This window comes from Nitratireductor kimnyeongensis (genome assembly GCF_019891395.1).
Taxonomy (GTDB): domain Bacteria; phylum Pseudomonadota; class Alphaproteobacteria; order Rhizobiales; family Rhizobiaceae; genus Nitratireductor; species Nitratireductor kimnyeongensis.
This window is the reverse complement of record NZ_CP078143.1, coordinates 3061018-3080016: the sequence shown is the minus strand read 5'-3', so window position 1 is coordinate 3080016 and position 18999 is coordinate 3061018. Positions and strand designations below refer to the sequence as shown.

Sequence of the window (18999 nt, the reverse complement as noted above, 5' to 3'; positions counted from 1 at the left end):
AACGCTTGAACCACCCGTTCAAGTTGAAGTATCCGGGTGCGTCCATAGCTTGCCGGGTCGCGCATGCTGAAAACCGTGATCTTCGTTGTCTTCGTTCTGATCATCGCTCTGGTAGGCGGTGCAGGCAGCGCATGGCTGGCGCTGGAATCGACACGCTCCATCGGTTCCGTGGAAATCGGGCCCTGGGTCACCTTTCCCAATCAAGGGACACGCAAAGCCGATCCCTATTCCCGGGCGAGAAGCAGAAGGCTCGGTCAACTCAGTCTCGGGCAGGCGGAAGGTGTGGTTCTCGTTGCAGCGGCAGACAGTGACGGACGTCCGCTGCTACGCCAATGCACCTATCGCATTCAGGGGGAGCTTCCCCCCACACGCTTCTTCACCCTTCATGCCGTTGATGATAATCGGACAATCCTGTCCGCTCCGGCCCGTTTTCTTTCCGCGCTCCACTCCCAGGACCTGCTTTGGCGCGATGGTCAAACACTGGGCATGATAGTCTCGCCGCACCCACAGCCCGACAATTGGATGGCAATCGCTGGAACCGGATCGATGCAACTGGTGCTGACCCTGGTGGATACACCCATTTCGACGGGTGCGCGCGTCGGAGAAACCAGTTTGCCAGTGATCTCCAGGGTGGGCTGCGATGCTTAAGCTTCTTCACGCAGTCCTGCTGGGTCTCTTCGGGGCTGCGGCCGTCCATATTGCGATTCTGTTTCTCCTGCCCACTTATTCGGAGCGTGATGTTTGGGCTGCAATGGCAAAGGAAGCAGGCCCGTATGCATTTGTCAGACTGGGCGAAGGCAATGCCGACCCTCTGCTTGCCGAAGAACAGAACCCATTCTTCGAAACGGCGGCATGCCGTTTTGATCTCGAAAACGGAATGGTTCGGTTGACCTCTGCCGAACGCGTACCGTTCTGGTCGTTTTCCGTTTATGACCGCGATGGGTTCAACGTTTTCAACACGAATGACCGGAGCGCGACCAATCGTGAATTGGATGCGCTCGTTGTAAACGCGGCCCAATTGCTGGAACTGCGGAAAGGCGTCCCGGAATCGCTCGCGGCTTCTCTGGTCGCTCAGACGGATGTAGGAGAAGGCATGATCGTGATCCGCGTCTTCGTTCCCGATGAGAGTTGGCGGATCATTGTCGAGCGCTTCTTTGATGGCCTGCGCTGCGAAGCGCTCTAAGAGTCGGGATCACGCAATTGGGCTGCCGGACGCTGAACTCTCACCCTTTGGTGGAGCGGCGGCGGACATCCTGCGGGCGATCATCTCCGCCGTTGTCGGGGTCGCTCTCCGGTCGTCTTTCGTAGCGCACGCCGGGAAAAATGATGATCGACGCGCTGGAAGACCGCTTTTTCGACGCAACCGCTGTCGTTCGTTTCGCAGCAGTCGCCAAGCTCAAAATCGTCGCCATGACATCGCGTCCCTTTCTGTGACGGAGTGGTACGCAACGCCTCCTTCCTCCAGTAAGGCAGCACATGGTTAACGTTTCGTTACCGGTAACGAACTGCGGGCACCACCAACCCGCCCTGAAAGGCTGGAAACCGGAAAGTCTGAACGCAAATCTAAAGAAACCGGTTAACAGCTTGCTAAGGGAATTGGTGTAAATCTCATCAATGGTCGGCTTCGTCACTTCTGTCGCCGGCAGCGCATTTTGTTCTCAGTCGCGTTTCGGAGGTATAGGTCTGCGTGTCTTCCGCTGTATTCAGGCAACTGGCTTCAGGCGGGGAAGCGCAACGACCCGAGCGGCTGTTTCGCGCGGCAGTCTCGGCATTTTCGTCCCTTACGCGTCCTACTCGACGCGAAATCGCGCAGCTGGATGATCTCGCCCTCCCCCTTTATCCGATGATCTCCACGGAAACACGCCGTTATGCAGCCGCAGTGCTGTCGGAGTGCCAAAATCCGCCAAGGGGGCTGATCAAGAAGCTGGCAGACGAACCTGCAGAGATTTCCGCTCCCCTTTTGATGCGCTCCCCGGCGCTCTCTGACGTGGACCTGATCGGCCTTCTTGCCCGTCACGGCAGGGCGCATGCGCGTGTCATTGGGCGGCGAGCTGGCCTCAATTCGGCAATTGTCGCCTTGACGCGCGCGCTCTCGGCGCAAGGGTCTGAACCCGACAGCGAAACGCAAACAGGTGGCAGCGCCGTGGAAGCGGAAGTGCGTCACCGTCTCCGTCTCATAATGCGCGCGGCCAATTCGCAGAGCCCTCCCGCACAGCAGGATAGCCACCACAGTCTTCCCGCAGCGAATGAAGCGGCCCGTACGCTGCGCGCTGCGGCTTTTTCCGGAGAGCGTGATGCCCTTGAAAAGGCGCTGTCGTCGATTCTGGGCATTTCAAAAAACGCGGCTTGCGAGATCACCGGTTTTCCTACCTATGGTGAACTCATCGTGGCGTTGAAAGCGCTGCAGATCGGGGAAGCAGAGGCGTTTCTTCTCTCCGCCACAGTTTTTCCGGGGCTCTTCACGCAGCGCAGCTCGATCTCTTTCTTCCTGGAACGCTACGAGGCTCTTTCCCTTGAGGCCGCGAGGCAAAGGCTGCGTGATTGGCAAGGCGGACTAAGCAACCCCGGGCAATCGCCTCAACCGGCAGCAATCTCGAAATAGCGTTCTGCCTCATCGAGGTCCATCACCTCGATTTCAACCAGCCAGAAATCAGGATCGAAGCGGCGTTCCCGTTCGAGATGTTTGTCGATTGCCTGGTCGCTATCTTTCGCAATCAGTGCGAAGCGCCGCTCATTGGGCCGCGCCTCGTCATAAACGGCCTGCGCTGCAGGGCCATAAAGAGCCTGCTGGCCAAGACGATTGCGCAACAGAATAAAAATGGTTCCGGCCTCGCGTGCGCCTTTTTGCAGAACCGTGGCAAACCCACCCTCAGCAAAGAGCCGCTTGGTCAAGGCTGAAACCCAAAACTCACTGGTCAGGCGCATGGGCAGCGTCTCCTTGGTGGCGGTGGACGATCAAGCTGCCGGGAGGGCCTCACCCACATCAGTTGGTCAGGCCAACCTCACGCATTTTTGCAAGGAGCGTCTGGTCCGGCTGCCCGGTGACAGGGAGTCCGAAAAGGCTCTGAAACTCACGAATAGCGGCCTGGGTATTTTCCCCCAGAAGACCGTCCACCTCGATCCCGTCATTGCCAAACGCCTTCAGCCCGGCCTGTACACGCATGATTGTGGGGTCCGCCTCGGTGGTTTCGAGAGCGGCCGTCTGGACACGTGCTTGCGGCACTTCCGCCGTCGGTATCGGTACCCGCTCCGCGGCCGGTTGGACGTTGACGGGAGCTGTAGCGGAGCGCTGATAGGCAGGACGAGGTGTCGGGGTCGGTGCGACAGGCGGTACCGATGTCGGCGTCACCGACAGGTTCGACGTGGTCTCGGCCGGCTGCGGCGTGGCCGAGAGCCCAAGTTGGCGCAGCAGGGCTTCGTCGACCGTCGGCGTTGGATCCAGATCCACGATACGACGATAGTTTTCGATTGCCGTGCGGGTCTCGGGGCCCTCGAGACCGTCAATCGTGCCGCGGTACAACCCCAGATCCCGAAGGACCGATTGCACCTGACGTATGGTCGGGTCTCCGCCAGCCACGTCCTGGGGATTCTCGACTGGGATCGCCCCGGTCGTGTCCCGATCGGGGGCCACCTGCCGAGGAGCCTGACGCGGTGTTTCCTCGAGGCGGGCGGGCTGCGAAGGCGTGGACATGCTCCGTGGTTCAGTGAAAACGGGCGTTCGGGTCGAGATCAACGCACCGGAATGGAAATGCGGCTGATACCAAAGAGCGTTTGCCGAGACGAAGGAAAATGCGACAGCAAAGGCTGTTACGGCACCGACAGCCAAAGGATTGCGAACGATTGCCATCCCGACGCCGGTTGCTCCGGCGCGAAGCAGAGTTCCAAATGTGACCTCCGGTTCAGGCCGTCTTGCGGTATTCTTCATTACCCCACTCATTCTCAGTTGCCGGGTCATTTGCCGGGTTGGTTGCCGGTTTTCCACCCCGGCCGATCTCGTCCTTTTCCGCGCCCACGCCCACTGGCAGCGAAATGCTCACACATGTGCCCTCACCCGGCGCACTGTCGATGGTCATGCCACCACCCTGAAGGCTCACCAGTCCTTTCACCAGCGCCAGGCCAAGGCCGGTTCCCTCAACGTGCCTTGTCGCTTCGCTCCGAACCTGGGCAAAAGGCTCTCCGATTCGCTCAAGGTCATCGGCCGAAATCCCGATACCATTATCGGTGACGCTGAAGTCAAGGCGATTGCCCGTTCGCTCTGCCTTCACCCGCACACAGCCGTTGGCGTGTGAAAATTTCACGGCGTTCGAGAGAAGGTTTATCAACACCTGCTGCACCGCGCGCCGGTCGCAATAGACGACGCCGACATTCTCCGCGATCGCCACATCCACATCCACCGCACGTGAGGTGGCATCCGCTCGGGCGAACGCGACACTGGCATCCACGGCGTCCGAGAAGCTGAACGCCTCCGGGTGCAGCGTGTAGGTACCTGCCTCCAGCTTGGAGATTTCCAGCGTGGAGTTTACCACCGAGAGGAGATGTTCGCCGGCCTCGTGAATGAGCCGGACATATTCCCGCTGCCGATCATTGGAGAAGCGTCCAAAAATCTCCGTCTGCAGCGTGTCGGAAAAGCCAAGAATGGCATTCAGCGGCGTCCGGAGTTCATGACTGACGGCCGCCAGCATGCGTTTGCTTTCGACCTTCGCGATCCGAGCCTCTTCGCGAGCACGCATCAGGTCGTGCTCCAGATCGGCCAGGTCGCTCTCGTCACGCACGATTGCCACCACCTGCGTTGCATCTTCCTCTTTGAGGAATTCAACGCCAAACTGGCGATAACCGGACGCACGAAGCCCGTGCTCTTCCGCAGGCATGCGCAGGCGGATGCTGATGGTACGCTTGTCAGCACCGCCGCTTACATCGGAGACCGCGCACAGATAGGCCACGCGATCGCCCACATGAATGCGCTCGAAAAATCCAGTCCCCAACAGGATGTCCGACCGGACGTTCAGGATCTGCTCGGCCTGCGCGGACGCATCCACCACGTCGCCGGTCCCTTCAAGGCGCAGCACCAGGGCGCTCATCATAGCCTCGATGCCCCCCCCTTTCGCGGAAACAGAACCGCGCACTTGCTCAGCCTGCAACGCCCGGAAACGCAGGGCCAGCGTTGCTACATAGGCAAGCGGGATCAGCCAATGCGCGGCGAGCGGCAGCGTTGAAGCAAAGTGAGTATCCAAAACTCCGCCAAAGGCGGCCAACCCTAGAGAAAGCGCGCCAGCGAGAACACCAATCAAAAGAGCGCGGCGCGTTCGTGCTATCCATACACTTTCCGTTGCGAGAACCCCGGTCAGGGCTGTCAACGGAGAAACAAAGCCGCCGGAAAGGACGATCAATGCGCTGACGGCGGCAATACCAAGAACCAGGGCGAGCGTTTCAATGGCGACCCCCCGCCCGCTTGCAAACAGGCCGGCGGCAGCAAGCCAGCTCACTGCAAAGCCGGCGCTGGCAAGCGCCAGTGTCGGGGCGAAGCCCAAAGTGCCGGCCAGAAGCAACGCTACTGCTCCCGCGAAGAGGAAGGGCGCCGTCAGAAGCACCGCTGCCAACCGCAATTGGCGGGAGCGTTCCACCCCGTCTTCGACACTGGGGTGAATAAGCCTTCCGCAAGCGGCTGATAGGGCTGCCAGCCATTCTTGATATGATGCTACTCGTGAACTCAACTCGACGCGCTCTTGTTTTGTCCGTTCGGCGGGTTCTTGTTCCTGCCGAGACTCGCACCGAGCGTTTAAGGAAAGGATAAGCGCAGCCCTCAAACGACCGGCGGCAAGGGTAAAAATGCGAGAAATCGGCCGGTCAAACCCTTGTGAATGTCGTCATGGTTAACGCCCGCTGAACAAAGTTGCCGCCAAAACGACCATTCAGAAAACCCATAAAACAGGACATATGGAAGAAAAAACACAATTGTCTCAGGTCGTTAGATAGTGAACGAAACGTAACCATGTTTCTACGGGTTTGAAACGCCTTTGCGTCAAAGGCGGGCATTTCCGAACTTTTAAAAAGTTTGCCTTCAATTTTAGGAGAATTCTCAAGAGCTTCTTGGCGTGGGCATGGCATTGTGTTCGCCAGGGACACCCTTCGGGGCAAAAACGGGACTGGACGTCATGGGCTTTATAATTCGCTCGATCTTCTGGCTTTCGCTGGTGCTGCTGCTCTTGCCTATCGGAGGCACAGGCGGCCAGGACACCACGGAGACGCCACAGGTCGGTGCCCTGCAGGCATTGGGGGCAGCGCGCGAAGCAATCACCGACATGGTTGGCATCTGCGAGCGAAAGCCCGAAGTATGCGCCACCGGACGCGCCGCACTCCAGACGATCGGGGCTCGCGCCCGCGAAAGCGCCCGGTTTGCCTACGAAATGCTTGAAGAGCCGACGGAGACTCCCGCCGAGACAATCGCCGGCACGACGGAAGCGCCATTGACCACCGGCAGTGTTCCAGAGAATCCTGCAGATCATTAGAGCCTATCGGCATTTCGCAGCGAGCAAAGGTTTTCCGTGACGAACGGCCGGTCAATCACTATATCCGGCCCAATGAGCACGACGATTGACACTCTCTACGACGACTTCGCCTTCCTCGACGATTGGGAAGAGCGTTATCGCTACATCATCGATCTTGGCAACAATCTGCCTTCCTACCCCGAAACGGCGCGCGACGAGGCCCACCGGGTACGCGGCTGTGTAAGCCAGGTCTGGCTTCAAACGGATCGCGGAGAAGGCAGCGACCCCGTCCTCACCTTCAAAGGCGATTCGGACGCGCACATAGTGCGAGGACTTGTCGCCATCATGCTGCTCCTGTTTTCAGGCAGGCGCGCCAGCGAAATCCTGAAAATCGATGCCGAAGACGTGATGACCAGACTCGGTCTCGACGAGCATCTCACACCCCAGCGCGCCAACGGATTGCGATCGATGGTGCAGCGCATAAAAAAAGAAGCCACCGAGGCAGCGCCCGCCACGGGCTGACTGCCCGTTCCGGGCAATCAGCTGACCGTTCATGCGAGCTTGGGGCGATAATCCTGCGCTCCCCAGTGCAGGATCGACCTCGCTGTTCCGCTTTCCCTGCGTGGTGGAGGCTCATAATGGCGGGCGAGCACTCCCAGCGCGGTCTTGAGCACGACCTTGGCGGATCGGACCGGCCATCCCCGCTCCATCTCCACCTGTTCGAAGCCCTTCAGAAAGCAACATATATCGACCAGAACTCCGGCGAGCTCCGGCCCGACGGCCACGAGCGCCCGATCGACACGCTGACGCGAAGCCAGAGCAGCCTGCGTCAGTTCCACGCCACCTCCGGCACCGGAGCCATGTTTCTTGCCCGACACCGACGCCATCCAGCTGGCACTCAAGCGCGGCATGATCTGCCCGCGTGTGTAATCGGTGCGCAATCTCTCACCGGCGTCGAATTCCGCGCGCGTGAGAAACGGCTTGCCGTTGCGCATACGCCGGTTCGCCAGTTGCGCCAGCGGCGATTCGCTGAGCGATGCTGTAATGAACCTCTTCTGGGCAGCCTGATGTAAAACCCGGCGCTCGATCTCCCGATGCTGGCTTGCAAAAGGCTCCTGTTTTGCAGCCAATCGCCGCGCGCAGGCAATACCGGCCGCCGTCAAGGCCACCTGGTCCTCACGAACGGAGACGAGATCGTCCTTCTCCAGCGCCTTCAGCACATCGAGCAATATGGAGATCGTTCCCCGCTCGCCGCCATCGAGAAGCACGCTCGCCTCTTTGGCACCAGGTTGAAGCCACGCCACTCCCTTCTGCAGAAATCGCAAGCAACGGCATCTTTCGCGCGCGTGGCGCAACTCTTCACGTTTGACAGCCATGTCAGCGCAGCTCCGTGTTCCTGAATGCGGCCGCAGTAATACGCTCCGTCATCAGAACGATGCGGTCAAATTCCTCATCGTCACGCATGTCCTCTATGACATGACACGCATATTGAACCGTTGTTCGGTCGCGGCCGAATCCGCGTCCGACTTCACTCATGTTAAGTCCGAGGATCACATGTGCGGCATACATACCGATCTGCCGCACACGCGTTACGCTCGTCGATGAACGGCGTGTTTCGCGCAGCTCCCGCCCGCTCACATTGAACAGTGCCGCGACGATGTCGAGAACACATTCACAAACCTCCCCGACACGCTCCTCGGGAATGGGACTGAGACGGCGGTGCAGCGTTACCGATGTCTGATTGTCAGGCGTTTTAACTCGCCCGTCTTCTTGTTCCGTCGAATTGGTAGCGTTTGAAAGCACAGTCTTTATCCCTTCACAGGAAAGAGGAATAAATTCTTATACCCTACACAACCATACGCGGGAACAAATTACGAACATTCAAAGAGAAAAAATCACTTAACTATATGAAAAAATTATATAAATAAGATCGCACCGCAAATCTCCCTTCTGGTTTATCCCCGCTGCAGCAAGGCGCCTCATAGTGATCGCTCACCACATGAAGGATCGAGCATGACTACGGTAAAGATGGAGAGCATCGCCTTCCTGAATGCCAAACGGAGGCGGTATGAGGATGCACGGCAGACAGCCGCGCTTTTCCTTGTCGGGGGTATGGATCTTGAGAAGGCGCGAAAAAGCTCCGGCCCTGACCGCGTCAACGTGCTTCGCCGTCTCAGGCGGTTGATTGAGAAGGAACGTCTAAAAGGGTCTCGAAACCATTGGAACTACGATCTCAATCGACACATAGCCCTCAGTCAGGCATTGAAGCAATTGTCATCGAAAACGCCGTCCACTCCAGTGTCCTGCCCGTGAACCGATACCCACACGCCACGCATTCGCGCGATGTTCTGGAGGCCCACAAAAAAAAGCGGCGCCGAAAGCGCCGCTTGAACACACGAAAGTCGCGCTGGCGCTTGGCGCCTTGCGAATGCTATTTTTCCTTGCGCTTGCGTCCTAAACCCATTTGCTTGGCCAGTTTCGAACGCGCCACGGCATAGCTCGGAGCCACCATCGGGTAATTGGCGTCAAGCCCCCACTTTTCCCGATACTGTTCGGGCGTCATGCCGTAATGCGTCATCAGGTGACGCTTCAGCGATTTGAACTTCTTTCCGTCCTCGAGACAGATGATATAGTCATCATGTACAGAGCGCTTCGGGTTCACGGCCGGCTTCTGCTTTTCAGCAGGCGGTGTCTCTGGAGTGCCGCAAACACGGCCGAGCGCTGCATGAACATCTGAAATCAAGTTGGAAAGTTCGGATGCAGGAACAGGATTGTTGCTGACATAGGCAGCGACAACATCTGCAGTCAGTTCGATAAGAGTATCGTCGTGTTTTACAATATCTTCGTTCATTTCTTTACCTTGCCCCAACGTCTATTCGAAACCACAACCTCATGCCGCCAGTGATGAGGTGTCTATAGGAATCCCTATTTTACAGGCTGTTGTTTAACGATTCCCGAGAAGGCCGCAATCATATCGTTTTTTTCGTTCGGCCGGTCAACTCACAATTTCAAATTAATACTACCGCATATTTGAGACTGTTTGTTTATCGCATCTCAAAAAATCGCAATTCATTCCAAAAATCAGGTCAAATTCCACTTAGACTCAGAGATTATCTAAGTCATCCTTATTAATTTCAGCCACACCAACACAGATACCCCAAAACAACGCATGCATCGTCATGTCAGTGATGCCGTTTCTATAAGGAATTTCTCGCGATGTCTCGCCTCGGCAGAGAACGCACGCAGGGCGTTAAAAATGCAAAGTAAAGAAGATATTTTTTACCTAATCTTCTTGACTGTTTTTTCCATCAGCAGGTTGTGGTGTCCCACGCTGGGGAGAAGCCATTTCGTCATGCACCGAACGCCCCCAGAGTTTGTAGCCGGCGGCGTAGGCAGCCTTGGCCAAGAGGTGCGCGGAAATTGGCGCCGTGAGGAGAAAGAAGACCACCGCCGCCAATGCTCGAGTTACGATAGCCTGATCCTGTGCGAATATCGCCAAAGCGACAAGCATAAGCCCCGAGCCGAGCGTCCCGGCCTTCGAAGCCGCATGCATACGCGTATAGAGATCAGGAAGTCGCAGAATGCCGATCGCCGCGATCAGGGTGAAGGCCGCACCTATGATAATGAGAAGGCCCGTGAGTATGTTGAACACGTCGTCCATCATTGCTCCTTGTCGCCGTAGATGCCGAGTGTGTCGCGCTTCACAAACTCCTGTTCATAACGCCGACTGAGCACGAAGCGGGCGAACGCAACCGTCGCCAGGAAGCCTACAAGCCCCAGGGCAATGGCAATGTCGAGATAAAGCGTGAATCCTGTGCGGATGCCGATGACAGCGATGAAACCGATTGCGATCGTCACCAACATATCGAGCGCAAGAACCCGGTCGGGCAGGCTTGGTCCAACGAGGACGCGCACGACAGTAAGTAGGAAAGACACACTCAACAGAGCGAGCGCTATGACCTCGGCAAACACGAGAAATTCTTCGATGGCGTTCATCGAAACGCCTCCATGATCTTGCGTTCAAAACCTTCAGCGATGTCGCGGCGCAACTCATCCGGATCCGAGCAATCGATCGCATGAACGTAGAGAAAGCGGCGATCTTCCGAAACATCCACGGAAAGGGTGCCCGGTGTCAGGGTGATAAGATTTGCCAGGAGCGTTATCTCGAAGTCCCGATCCACCTTGAGCGGATAAGCAAAAATACCAGGCTGAAGGTTCATCTTCGGCGACATTACGAGAAGCGCCACCCGCCACGCAGAAAGCATCAGCTCGTAGAAAAACAGAAGCGCGAGCGAGATCACCCGAATGCTGCGGGCGAAATATCCCAGGGATCCGACCTGCTCGCGGATCAGATAAAGTGCCCCCGCTCCGAGAAGGAAACCAAAAATGAAGTTCGGCAGGGTGAATGAGCCGCTGATGGCTGTCCAGATTAGTGCGAGGATAATATTGATAAGAGACAGTCTCATTGTGCTGCCTCCGCCGGAAAGACCGCACCGATATAGCCCGACGCATCCAGGAGCCCGCTCGCAGCGGCTTCAGCCACCCGTATGAACGGTTCGGGATAAACGCCGAGCAATATGATCGGGACACACAGCAGCGCCATCGAGACGTAGCCATATCCCGGCGCGCCCGCGACCGCATCGGCAGAGACGTCCGAAGGCCTGTTGCGCCAGATCGCCAGGATATAAACTCGCCCAAGCGCGATCGTGGTGAGAAGTCCGGTCAACAAGATGGCGAAGGAAAGCCAGGGCCAACCAGCCTCGATCGACGCGCGAACAAGCAGAATTTTCGGCCACAATCCGGATGCCGGCGGCAGTCCCGCCACGGCAAGCATCAGAACCAGCGCAAAGGCCCCCATCGCCGGATAGGCCCGATAGAGTCCGCCTAGCTCGTGCAGGGAATAACTTCCGCCAAGCTCCTTGATGACACCGGCCAAAAGGTAGAGCGCGGTCATCGCTAGAACGGAATGGAACGCATAGAGAATTGTGCCCGTCAGTCCTGTCTCGGTGCCCAGCGCGAGCCCTGCAAGCATGACCCCGACGCCAGAGATCACCACAAAACCCAGCACACGGCGAATATCGGATTGGGCAATAGCGCCCATGATCCCAAGCACCATGGTGCCCGCGGCCACCCAGGCAATGACCCCTGACAGTTCCCCCCGCTCAACCGGAAACAGCATGACCAGAACCCGAAGCAGTGCATAAACGCCGACCTTGGTCAGAACGCCGCCAAAAAGCGCCGCCGTAACGATGCGGGGCGTGTGATACGAGGCGGGCAGCCAGAAATTGACGGGAAACGCAGCCGCTTTCATGCCGAAGGCCAGAAGGTAAAGCACGGCCAGTGTCATCATTGGACCGGTCCCACGCATGGCGTCCGCCTTGCGCGCAATATCGGCCATATTCAGCGTTCCAAACGTACCGTAAAGATAGGCGGTCGCGGTGAGAAACAGCGTCGTGCCCACCAGGTTCAGAATGGCGTACTTCGTTGCACCGTCAAGCTGGCGATCGGTCGAACCGAGGATCAGGAGACCGAAGGAGGAGATCAGGAACACTTCGAACCAGACATACAGGTTGAAGATGTCACCCGTCAAAAACGAGCCGCCCACGCCAGCCATCAACAGCATCAAAAACGGATAAAAGCCGTAGCGGCGCCCCGTCGCACCAATGTCTTTCATCGCATAGAGCGCACAAACACTGGCAACCAGCGTCGCCACAAAGGCAAGCGATGCACCGAGAGCGTCTGCGGTGAAGGATATGCCGAAGGGCGGCAGCCAGCGCCCCATCGTCATCACCTGGGGACCGTCTGCCAGGACCTGCAAAAGAAGCGCAGCGTTCGCAGCGAGCGTGAGAAGCAGCCCCACAATGGCCAGCCCGGCATGCAGCCGGGTTTCATGACGCACCATCACGAGTACGGCACCAAAAAGGATCGGCAGCCCAACCGGCGCTACCAGAAGCCAGTCTCCCAGCGCCGTCGGCTCCGTCAGCATTGCAGTCGAAATGTCAATTGTTTCAGCGGCCATCGGTGCCTCAGTATCCAAGCGGGGGCATCGGTTCGCCCTCGGGTTCGGCGACGCGCATTCCGTCCGTGTCGTCGGTTCCCAATTCCTGATAGGCACGGAATGCCAACACCAGAAGGAAAGCGAAAAGCGAGAACGAGATCACGATAGCCGTCAGAACAAGCGCCTGTGGCAGCGGATTTGCCGTCGCCACCTCCGGCGTCGGTAGCGCCTCGGGAATGAACGGCGGCACTTCCCGCATCAGCCTTCCAGCCGTAAAGATCGAGAGGTTTACCGCGTTGCCGAAGATGGAGACCCCGAGGAGAATGCGGATGATGTGCTTCGATAGCATCAGGTAGATAGCTACTGCGAAGAACACGCTAACCACAAAAGAGAGAGCGACTTCCATTATCCGTGCTCCCGTTCTTCAAGCGCGAGTGCAATCGAGGTGATCGATCCCAAAACAACAAGATAAACGCCGATATCAAAGAACAGCACAGTGGAAAGATCCACGGGCACACCGAGCACGGTGACCTTGGTCCAAAGGCCCGTCATGAACGGCACATTGAAGGCAATTGACAGCCAGCCCGAAATTGCCGAGACCAGAAGCCCGAACCCCGAAATCGCCATTGGATGAAAATAAAGAGCGCGGCGCACCGGAGAAACACCACAGGCTATGCCGTAGATCGCGAACGCCGAAGCGGCGATGAGCCCGCCGATGAAACCACCGCCCGGTTCATTATGGCCGCGCAGAAGCACAAAGATCGAAAACAGGATCATCAGGCTTGTGAGGTAGGGCGCGACCGTGCGGAAAATCAGTGTACGCATATCACCCCTTCTCCTTGTTCTCGGCCATCGGTTTGACGCTGCGGATACGCACCAATGCCAGAATGGCAAGGCCGGCGATCATCACCACAGCAATCTCACCCAACGTATCCGTTCCACGGAAATCGACGAGGATTACATTCACGATGTTCCGGCCATGGGCGATCACGCGGGAATATTGCGAGAAGAAATCGCTGAGTTCCGTATTGAACGGCACCTGTGTCACGCGCAAAAGCATCAGGCCGAGTGCTGCACCGCAGGTCCCGGCCACGGCAACGTCCAGCACCTTTTCGCCAGTCGGGCGGTGATCCGTCGGCGAGAGCCGCAACCGTGTCATGACAAGGGCCAGGATCACCACAGACAGCGTCTCAACCATGAACTGTGTGAAAGAGAGATCCGGCGCCCCAAGCAGCATGAATATCAGCGCAACGGCAAAGCCCTGAATACCGAGTGAGACAATCGCCGTCAGACGATCGCGCGCATAGATCACAGCACCAAGCCCGATCAGTGCAATGAGCAGAACCGTCCATTCATAGAACGGCATACGCGGAATACCGGGCATGGCTGGCCATTCGTCGTAAAGTCCCATTGGAAGCAACACGGCGGCCGCAACTGCAACGAAAGTTGCCGTCATGTAGTAATCAAGGCGTCCACTCTGAATGATATTGGTCACGCGGAATGAAAGCCGTGTCAGACCGCGCATGACCTGGTCGAAGCCTTGATCCGGTCCCCAGCCGATAACGCCCAGTATGCCAGTCATGGCAGCACGCCCGCGCTCCAGCATGACGAACACCAAAATGCCCAATGCGACCGTCACCACGGAGAGGACAAGCGGCATACCGATATGTGGCACCGTGGAAATCGTGACCGTTACCGCCTCGCCGAGCACAGCACTCGACATCGGACTGCTGACCAGTTCGTGACTGAAGCTCGAGAGTAGAGCAGATACGAACCCAAGACCGCCAAGAACGAGCGGCCCGAGCCAAAGCAGGATCGGCCCTTCATGGGCATGTTTGGGGGTTTCCACCTTCGCGCCCAGAAACGGTTTCAGCGCCACGGCAAAGCCGATTGCAAACATCAGCCCGTTGCCCGTCAGCGCAACCAGCGTCAGCAGCGTGGTCCAGCCATCAACGAAGCCCAGCCCGGCGTAGATCTCTTCTTTGGCAAGAAAGCCGAAGAACAGCGGGACGCCGCCCATCGACGCGGCAGCCAGAACCGCCGCCGTGAAGGTGATCGGCATTGCCTTGCGCAGGCCACCCAGTTTCGTGACGTCGCGGGTGCCCGATTCATGATCCACCAGGCCCGCCACCATGAAGAGCGCACCCTTGAACATCGAATGCGCCACCAGATAAAGCACTGCCGCCTCAACGGCCTTCTCCGACCCCACGCCCGTCAGCATGACGAGCAGCCCGAGCGAGGCGACCGTCGTATAGGCGAGCATCAGCTTGAGATCCGTCTGTCGCACAGCCAGAAGCGTTCCGACGAGCAGGGTGGTACCGCCGAAAACAGGCAGGATCGTCTCCCATGCCGCTGTATCACCCAGCACGGGGTTAAGCCGCATCAGCAGATAGACGCCAGCCTTCACCATCGTTGCAGAGTGCAGGTATGCCGACACGGGGGTGGGCGCTTCCATCGCGTTCGGCAGCCAGAAATGGAACGGAAATTGAGCCGACTTCGTGAACGCACCGCCGAGGATCAAAAGCAGCGCCGCCATATAGAGCGGCGCATCGCGCAGCGCGCTTTCGCTTGCAAGCAGCGCCGACATGGAGGTCACGCCCGTGGCACCCCAGATCACCAGAAGACCAGCCAGCAGTGAAAGTCCGCCAAGCCCCGTCACCACCAACGCCTGCAGCGCAGCACGGCGCGAGGCTTCACGCGTGTGATCGAAACCGATCAGCAGGAATGAGGTGATTGAGGTCAACTCCCAGAAAACGAAGAGCGTCAGGAAGGAATCGGCCACCACCAATCCCAGCATGGAGCCCATGAACATCAGGATGAAGGAGAAAAAGCGCCCCTGATGCTCATGTCCCTTTAGATACCCGCCCGCATAGAGCACGATCAGCGTGCCAATGCCCGTGATCAGAAGTGCGAAGGTGGCGGACAGGCCGTCGAGATGCCAGGAGAAATCGACCGAAAGGCTCGGAATCCAGACATATCCGGCCGAAAGCGTTTCTCCGTCAGAGATTGCTCCGACAAAACCCGTGAAATGAAGAAAGATGAGAGCGGGGGCCAGGGCCAGAACCCAGGCCGCGTTGTGTTTCAGCGCTTTTGTCAGCACTGGTGCGATGGCGGCGGCTGCAAACGGCAGCAACAGAGCGAGAAATGTCAGCCACTGGCCGTCTGCCGTCATGAACTCTCCCCACTTGAAATTGTGTTTCAGGCCACATCTTTAATTCTTACGGTGACATAAACACTCGCTTCATGCACCACAAGGCGTAAACCGACCAGCAAAGCGCGATGAAACGCCGCCATTCACAGAAGTTTTCCCAGCTTAAACCACGGGATTGGTCAGAAGCAAAATCCGCTCGTCGAGCAGACTTGGGTCCGGGAAGCGCCGGAAAAAACACAATAGGCCATTGCCATGCCCCATTCGCTCGGGACATGAAGGAAGCAATTCCTGCGGCGCACCGCACCCGCCCCTCGCAGACATTCACAAGGTAGCCTCATGACTTCCAAACCGTTCGCCATGGACGCAAAAGCCCCCTCGCCGCACGCATATTCTGTAAAAGACACGCGCCACGGCATCGAGCGTATGGATGAATATGCATGGATGCGCGCTGAAAACTGGCAGGAGGTCCTGCGCGATCCGAGCCTTCTCGCGGACGACATTCGCGCCCATCTTGAAGCCGAGAATGCCTATCAGGCAGCGCTCATGGCCGATACGGACACGTTGCAAACCGCACTCGTTGCCGAAATGCGCGGCCGCATCAAGGAAGATGAAACGTCTGTACCATCGAGAGATGGCCCGTATGCCTATGCAGCCGGCTTCCGAACCGGTGGCGAGTATCCCCGCTTTTTCCGCCTGTCCAGCGCCGGCGGCGCGGAGGAGACGCTGCTGGACGGCGACCGGGAAGCCGAGGGCAAGAGCTATTTCCGCGTCGGCGGTGTCGATCACTCTCCCGATCACAAACGTCTTCTGTGGGGCCATGACGACAAGGGTTCTGAACTCTACACGATCAGCGTGCGCGATCTCGCCAGCGGCGAGGACCTGCCGGATATCGTTGCGGAAACCGGCGGCGGTGGCGTGTGGGATGCAGCGAGCGATGGCTTTTTCTACACACGCCTCGATGAGAACCATCGTCCTTCGAAAGTGTTTTTCCATCGCGTCGGCGCGGACCCTGCTTCCGACCGCCTCGTCTATGAGGAGGCCGATGCCGGCTTCTTCGTCGGCGTTTCCGGGAGCCGCACGCAGGAGTGGATCTACATTTCCGCACACGATCACGAAACGTCGGAATGTCACATCCTGCCGGCCAACGATCCGGATGCCGCGCCACGCCTGGTCGCGCCACGCGAAACCGGCCTTCAGTACGACCTCGAGGAAGGCGGCGATATCTTCTTCATCCTGACCAATGCGGATGGCGCCAAGGATTTCAAGATTGTCACCGCGCCGGCCAGTAACCCCGCGCGCGAAAACTGGCAGGATCTCGTCCCCCATGAGCCCGGCCGCCTGATTCTCGCGATCATGGCCTTTGCCGATTATCTCGTCCGTCTTGAACGCAAGGACGGGCTGCCGCGCCTGGTTATTCGCGATCGCCATGACGGGTCCGAGCACACCATCGCCTTCGATGAGGAAGCCTATTCGCTCGGACTTCAGGGCTCCTACGAATACGCCACCGACACGCTGCGGTTTTCCTATTCATCAATGACCACGCCGGAGCAGGTGTTCGACTATGACATGCGTACCCGCACCCGCACACTGCTGAAAACACAGGAGGTCCCCTCCGGGCACAATCCGGACGACTATGTGACGCGCCGTCTGATGGCGCCTGCACCCGATGGCGAACTGGTGCCGGTGTCTCTGGTCTATCGCAAGGGCACCGCGCTCGACGGTTCCGCCCCCTGCCTGCTCTATGGCTATGGAGCTTATGGCATGGCGATGCCCGCCTCCTTCAATACGAACTGCCTGTCGCTGGTCGACCGTGGTTTCGTCTTTGCCATCGCCCATATCCGTGGCGGCAAGGAAAAGGGTTACGCCTGGTACGAGGAGGGAAAACGCGAAAAGAAGGTCAACACCTTTACCGATTTCATCGCCGCGGCCCGTCATCTCGTGGCCGAGGGTTACACCAGCCACGACCGCATCGTTGCGGAAGGCGGGTCGGCCGGCGGGATGCTGATGGGCGCGGTTGCCAACATGGCGCCGGAAGCTTTTGGTGGCATCGTCGCCGCCGTGCCTTTCGTCGATGTGCTCAACACGATGCTTGACGACACATTGCCTCTCACCCCGCCCGAATGGCCGGAATGGGGCAATCCCATCGTCTCGCGTGAGGATTACGACACCATTGCTGCCTATTCGCCATACGACAATGTGGGCGCGAAGGATTACCCACCCATCCTCGCCCTTGCCGGCCTCACAGACCCGCGCGTTACCTATTGGGAACCGGCGAAATGGGTCGCCCGGCTGCGCGACCGGAAAACGGGCGACAATCCGGTGCTGCTGAAAACCAATCTCGATGCCGGTCACGCAGGAGCCTCCGGCCGTTTTTCACGGCTCGAGGAAAAGGCGCTGACCTATGCCTTCGTCCTGAAAGTCACCGGGAAGATGGATAGCCGTTCGCTCTGGCAGGCACCGAGTTGAGATAGGCGGCAATCGCTTCTCGGTCCTCCTTGGAAAGGTGAGCCATGTTCTTCTGCACAGAGACCATGGCTCCGCCAACCGAATCGAACTCCGGCGTGAAGCCACTCTCCAGATAGTAGGCGATATCGCCCGTCGACCAGGAACCGATGCCGCCTTCCCCGGAGGTGATGTTGGGTACGATCCCCTCGCCTTCCGCCGACACGGCTCCTGAAAGCCATTGATCGTAAAGTTGCCCGCCGGCGAAATTCCGAGGCGTGTGGCATTCGCCGCAATGGCCAGCGCCCTCCACGAGATACCGTCCCCGTTTTTCCGCCTCGGACGCGTCCGGGGCCAGCGGGATGACCGGCTCGTCACGCATGAACGCCAGCTTCCAGAGGCCGACACCACGGCGCATCGTGAACGGGAACGAAAGCTGGTGTTCTCCCGCCTGCCCCTCCACCTCCGGCAGCGTTTTCAGGAAGGCAAAAAGATCGCTCACATCCTGTGCCGTCATCCGCGCATAGGAAGGATAGGGAAACGCGGGATAATAGTGCTTCCCTCCCGGAGAAACGCCGTACAGCATGGCATTTGCGAAATCTATCTCACTCCAGCTGCCGATGCCGTCCTGCGGATGAGGGGAGATATTGGGTGCGACGAAGGTGCCGAAATCGGATTTCAGCTCGACGCCTCCCGCAAGTTCCAGCCGCGCATCGCCGTCAGCCCCGGGGCGCGCATGGCAGGAAGCGCAACCGCCGGCCCAAAACACCTGTTCGCCACGTTCTGCATTTGGCGTTTCCAGAGCACCCAGCGCCCCGGCCTCAAGCGAGGTCGGAGCACTGAGCAACCAGAACGCCGCTCCACCGCCCGCGATGATCACGAGGGCCGAAGCAAGCAACGTCTTTCTCATGACAATCCCGAAG

20 protein-coding genes are annotated in these 18999 nt (G+C 58.4%); 6 read left to right on the top strand and 14 right to left on the bottom strand.

What is annotated here, in order from left to right; all coding sequences use genetic code 11:
- The first annotated feature begins 63 nt into the window (after window positions 1-63).
- The 3 genes from KW403_RS14615 (at window position 64) to KW403_RS14605 (ending at window position 2602) form a co-directional block, all read left to right on the top strand.
- On the top strand, window positions 64-648 hold the full coding sequence (locus tag KW403_RS14615) for a DUF1214 domain-containing protein (RefSeq protein ID WP_223020182.1): 585 nt from the start codon (window positions 64-66) through the stop codon (window positions 646-648).
- Window positions 641-1183 carry a DUF1254 domain-containing protein gene (locus tag KW403_RS14610; protein WP_223020181.1) on the top strand — a complete coding sequence of 181 codons (543 nt, stop codon included), beginning with the start codon at window positions 641-643 and terminating at the stop codon, window positions 1181-1183. Before KW403_RS14615 ends, KW403_RS14610 begins: the two co-directional genes overlap by 8 nt.
- A gap of 504 nt (window positions 1184-1687) precedes the next feature.
- Window positions 1688-2602: a hypothetical protein gene (locus tag KW403_RS14605; protein ID WP_223020180.1), complete on the top strand. Its 915-nt coding sequence runs from the start codon at window positions 1688-1690 to the stop codon at window positions 2600-2602.
- On the opposite strand, the gene KW403_RS14600 is transcribed toward KW403_RS14605, so the two are convergent.
- From KW403_RS14600 to KW403_RS14590, 3 genes are read right to left on the bottom strand one after another with little or no spacing between them, the layout of a single operon-like run.
- Complete coding sequence (locus tag KW403_RS14600; protein ID WP_223020179.1) at window positions 2578-2925, bottom strand: DUF1491 family protein; 348 nt, start codon at window positions 2923-2925, stop codon at window positions 2578-2580. The two genes, KW403_RS14605 and KW403_RS14600, sit on opposite strands and share 25 nt — an antisense overlap.
- 58 nt (window positions 2926-2983) lie before the next feature.
- Window positions 2984-3925, bottom strand: a complete 942-nt coding sequence (locus tag KW403_RS14595) for a peptidoglycan-binding domain-containing protein (protein ID WP_223020178.1) — start codon at window positions 3923-3925, stop codon at window positions 2984-2986.
- The gene (locus KW403_RS14590; protein ID WP_246637797.1) at window positions 3900-5621 is read right to left on the bottom strand and encodes a sensor histidine kinase; all 1722 of its coding nucleotides are present in this window, start codon (window positions 5619-5621) and stop codon (window positions 3900-3902) included. The genes KW403_RS14595 and KW403_RS14590 overlap by 26 nt, the downstream gene beginning before the upstream one ends.
- A 531-nt stretch (window positions 5622-6152) precedes the next feature.
- Here KW403_RS14590 and KW403_RS14585 point away from each other — a divergent pair.
- Both KW403_RS14585 and KW403_RS14580 read left to right on the top strand, forming a co-directional pair.
- A complete protein-coding gene (locus KW403_RS14585; protein ID WP_223020177.1) occupies window positions 6153-6506 on the top strand; it encodes a DUF5330 domain-containing protein in 354 nt (117 codons plus the stop codon).
- Between the two features lie 72 nt (window positions 6507-6578).
- Window positions 6579-7007 carry a SufE family protein gene (locus KW403_RS14580; RefSeq protein WP_223020176.1) on the top strand — a complete coding sequence of 143 codons (429 nt, stop codon included), beginning with the start codon at window positions 6579-6581 and terminating at the stop codon, window positions 7005-7007.
- Between the two features lie 29 nt (window positions 7008-7036).
- Here the strand turns inward: KW403_RS14580 and KW403_RS14575 are convergent, their stop codons facing one another.
- The 10 genes from KW403_RS14575 to KW403_RS14530 all read right to left on the bottom strand — a co-directional run bounded on the left by KW403_RS14575 (window position 7037) and on the right by KW403_RS14530 (window position 15655).
- The gene (locus tag KW403_RS14575; protein ID WP_223020175.1) at window positions 7037-7861 is read right to left on the bottom strand and encodes a DUF6456 domain-containing protein; all 825 of its coding nucleotides are present in this window, start codon (window positions 7859-7861) and stop codon (window positions 7037-7039) included.
- Between the two features lies 1 nt (window position 7862).
- A complete protein-coding gene (locus tag KW403_RS14570; RefSeq protein WP_246637796.1) occupies window positions 7863-8288 on the bottom strand; it encodes a helix-turn-helix domain-containing protein in 426 nt (141 codons plus the stop codon).
- A gap of 628 nt (window positions 8289-8916) precedes the next feature.
- A complete protein-coding gene (locus tag KW403_RS14565) occupies window positions 8917-9336 on the bottom strand; it encodes a Ros/MucR family transcriptional regulator (RefSeq protein ID WP_223020174.1) in 420 nt (139 codons plus the stop codon).
- A gap of 432 nt (window positions 9337-9768) precedes the next feature.
- Entirely contained in the window at window positions 9769-10146 is a 378-nt protein-coding gene (gene mnhG / locus KW403_RS14560; RefSeq protein WP_223020173.1) for a monovalent cation/H(+) antiporter subunit G, read from the bottom strand.
- On the bottom strand, window positions 10146-10481 hold the full coding sequence (locus KW403_RS14555) for a cation:proton antiporter (RefSeq protein ID WP_223020172.1): 336 nt from the start codon (window positions 10479-10481) through the stop codon (window positions 10146-10148). Before KW403_RS14555 ends, mnhG begins: the two co-directional genes overlap by 1 nt.
- Entirely contained in the window at window positions 10478-10951 is a 474-nt protein-coding gene (locus KW403_RS14550; RefSeq protein WP_223020171.1) for a Na+/H+ antiporter subunit E, read from the bottom strand. Before KW403_RS14550 ends, KW403_RS14555 begins: the two co-directional genes overlap by 4 nt.
- Window positions 10948-12504, bottom strand: coding sequence for a Na+/H+ antiporter subunit D (locus tag KW403_RS14545; RefSeq protein WP_223020170.1), 1557 nt, complete (start codon window positions 12502-12504; stop codon window positions 10948-10950). Before KW403_RS14545 ends, KW403_RS14550 begins: the two co-directional genes overlap by 4 nt.
- Before the next feature lie 7 nt (window positions 12505-12511).
- On the bottom strand, window positions 12512-12889 hold the full coding sequence (locus KW403_RS14540; protein ID WP_223020169.1) for a Na+/H+ antiporter subunit C: 378 nt from the start codon (window positions 12887-12889) through the stop codon (window positions 12512-12514).
- Window positions 12889-13308 (bottom strand): Na+/H+ antiporter subunit B, encoded by a 420-nt coding sequence (locus KW403_RS14535; protein ID WP_223020168.1) that lies wholly within the window; start codon window positions 13306-13308, stop codon window positions 12889-12891. Before KW403_RS14535 ends, KW403_RS14540 begins: the two co-directional genes overlap by 1 nt.
- A gap of 1 nt (window position 13309) precedes the next feature.
- On the bottom strand, window positions 13310-15655 hold the full coding sequence (locus KW403_RS14530; RefSeq protein WP_223020167.1) for a putative monovalent cation/H+ antiporter subunit A: 2346 nt from the start codon (window positions 15653-15655) through the stop codon (window positions 13310-13312).
- A gap of 315 nt (window positions 15656-15970) precedes the next feature.
- On the opposite strand from KW403_RS14530, the gene KW403_RS14525 reads away from it, so the two are divergent.
- A complete protein-coding gene (locus KW403_RS14525; protein ID WP_223020166.1) occupies window positions 15971-18100 on the top strand; it encodes a S9 family peptidase in 2130 nt (709 codons plus the stop codon).
- On the opposite strand, the gene KW403_RS14520 is transcribed toward KW403_RS14525, so the two are convergent.
- On the bottom strand, window positions 18054-18986 hold the full coding sequence (locus KW403_RS14520) for a cytochrome c (RefSeq protein WP_223020165.1): 933 nt from the start codon (window positions 18984-18986) through the stop codon (window positions 18054-18056). The genes KW403_RS14525 and KW403_RS14520 overlap by 47 nt on opposite strands.
- Window positions 18987-18999 lie beyond the last annotated feature (13 nt).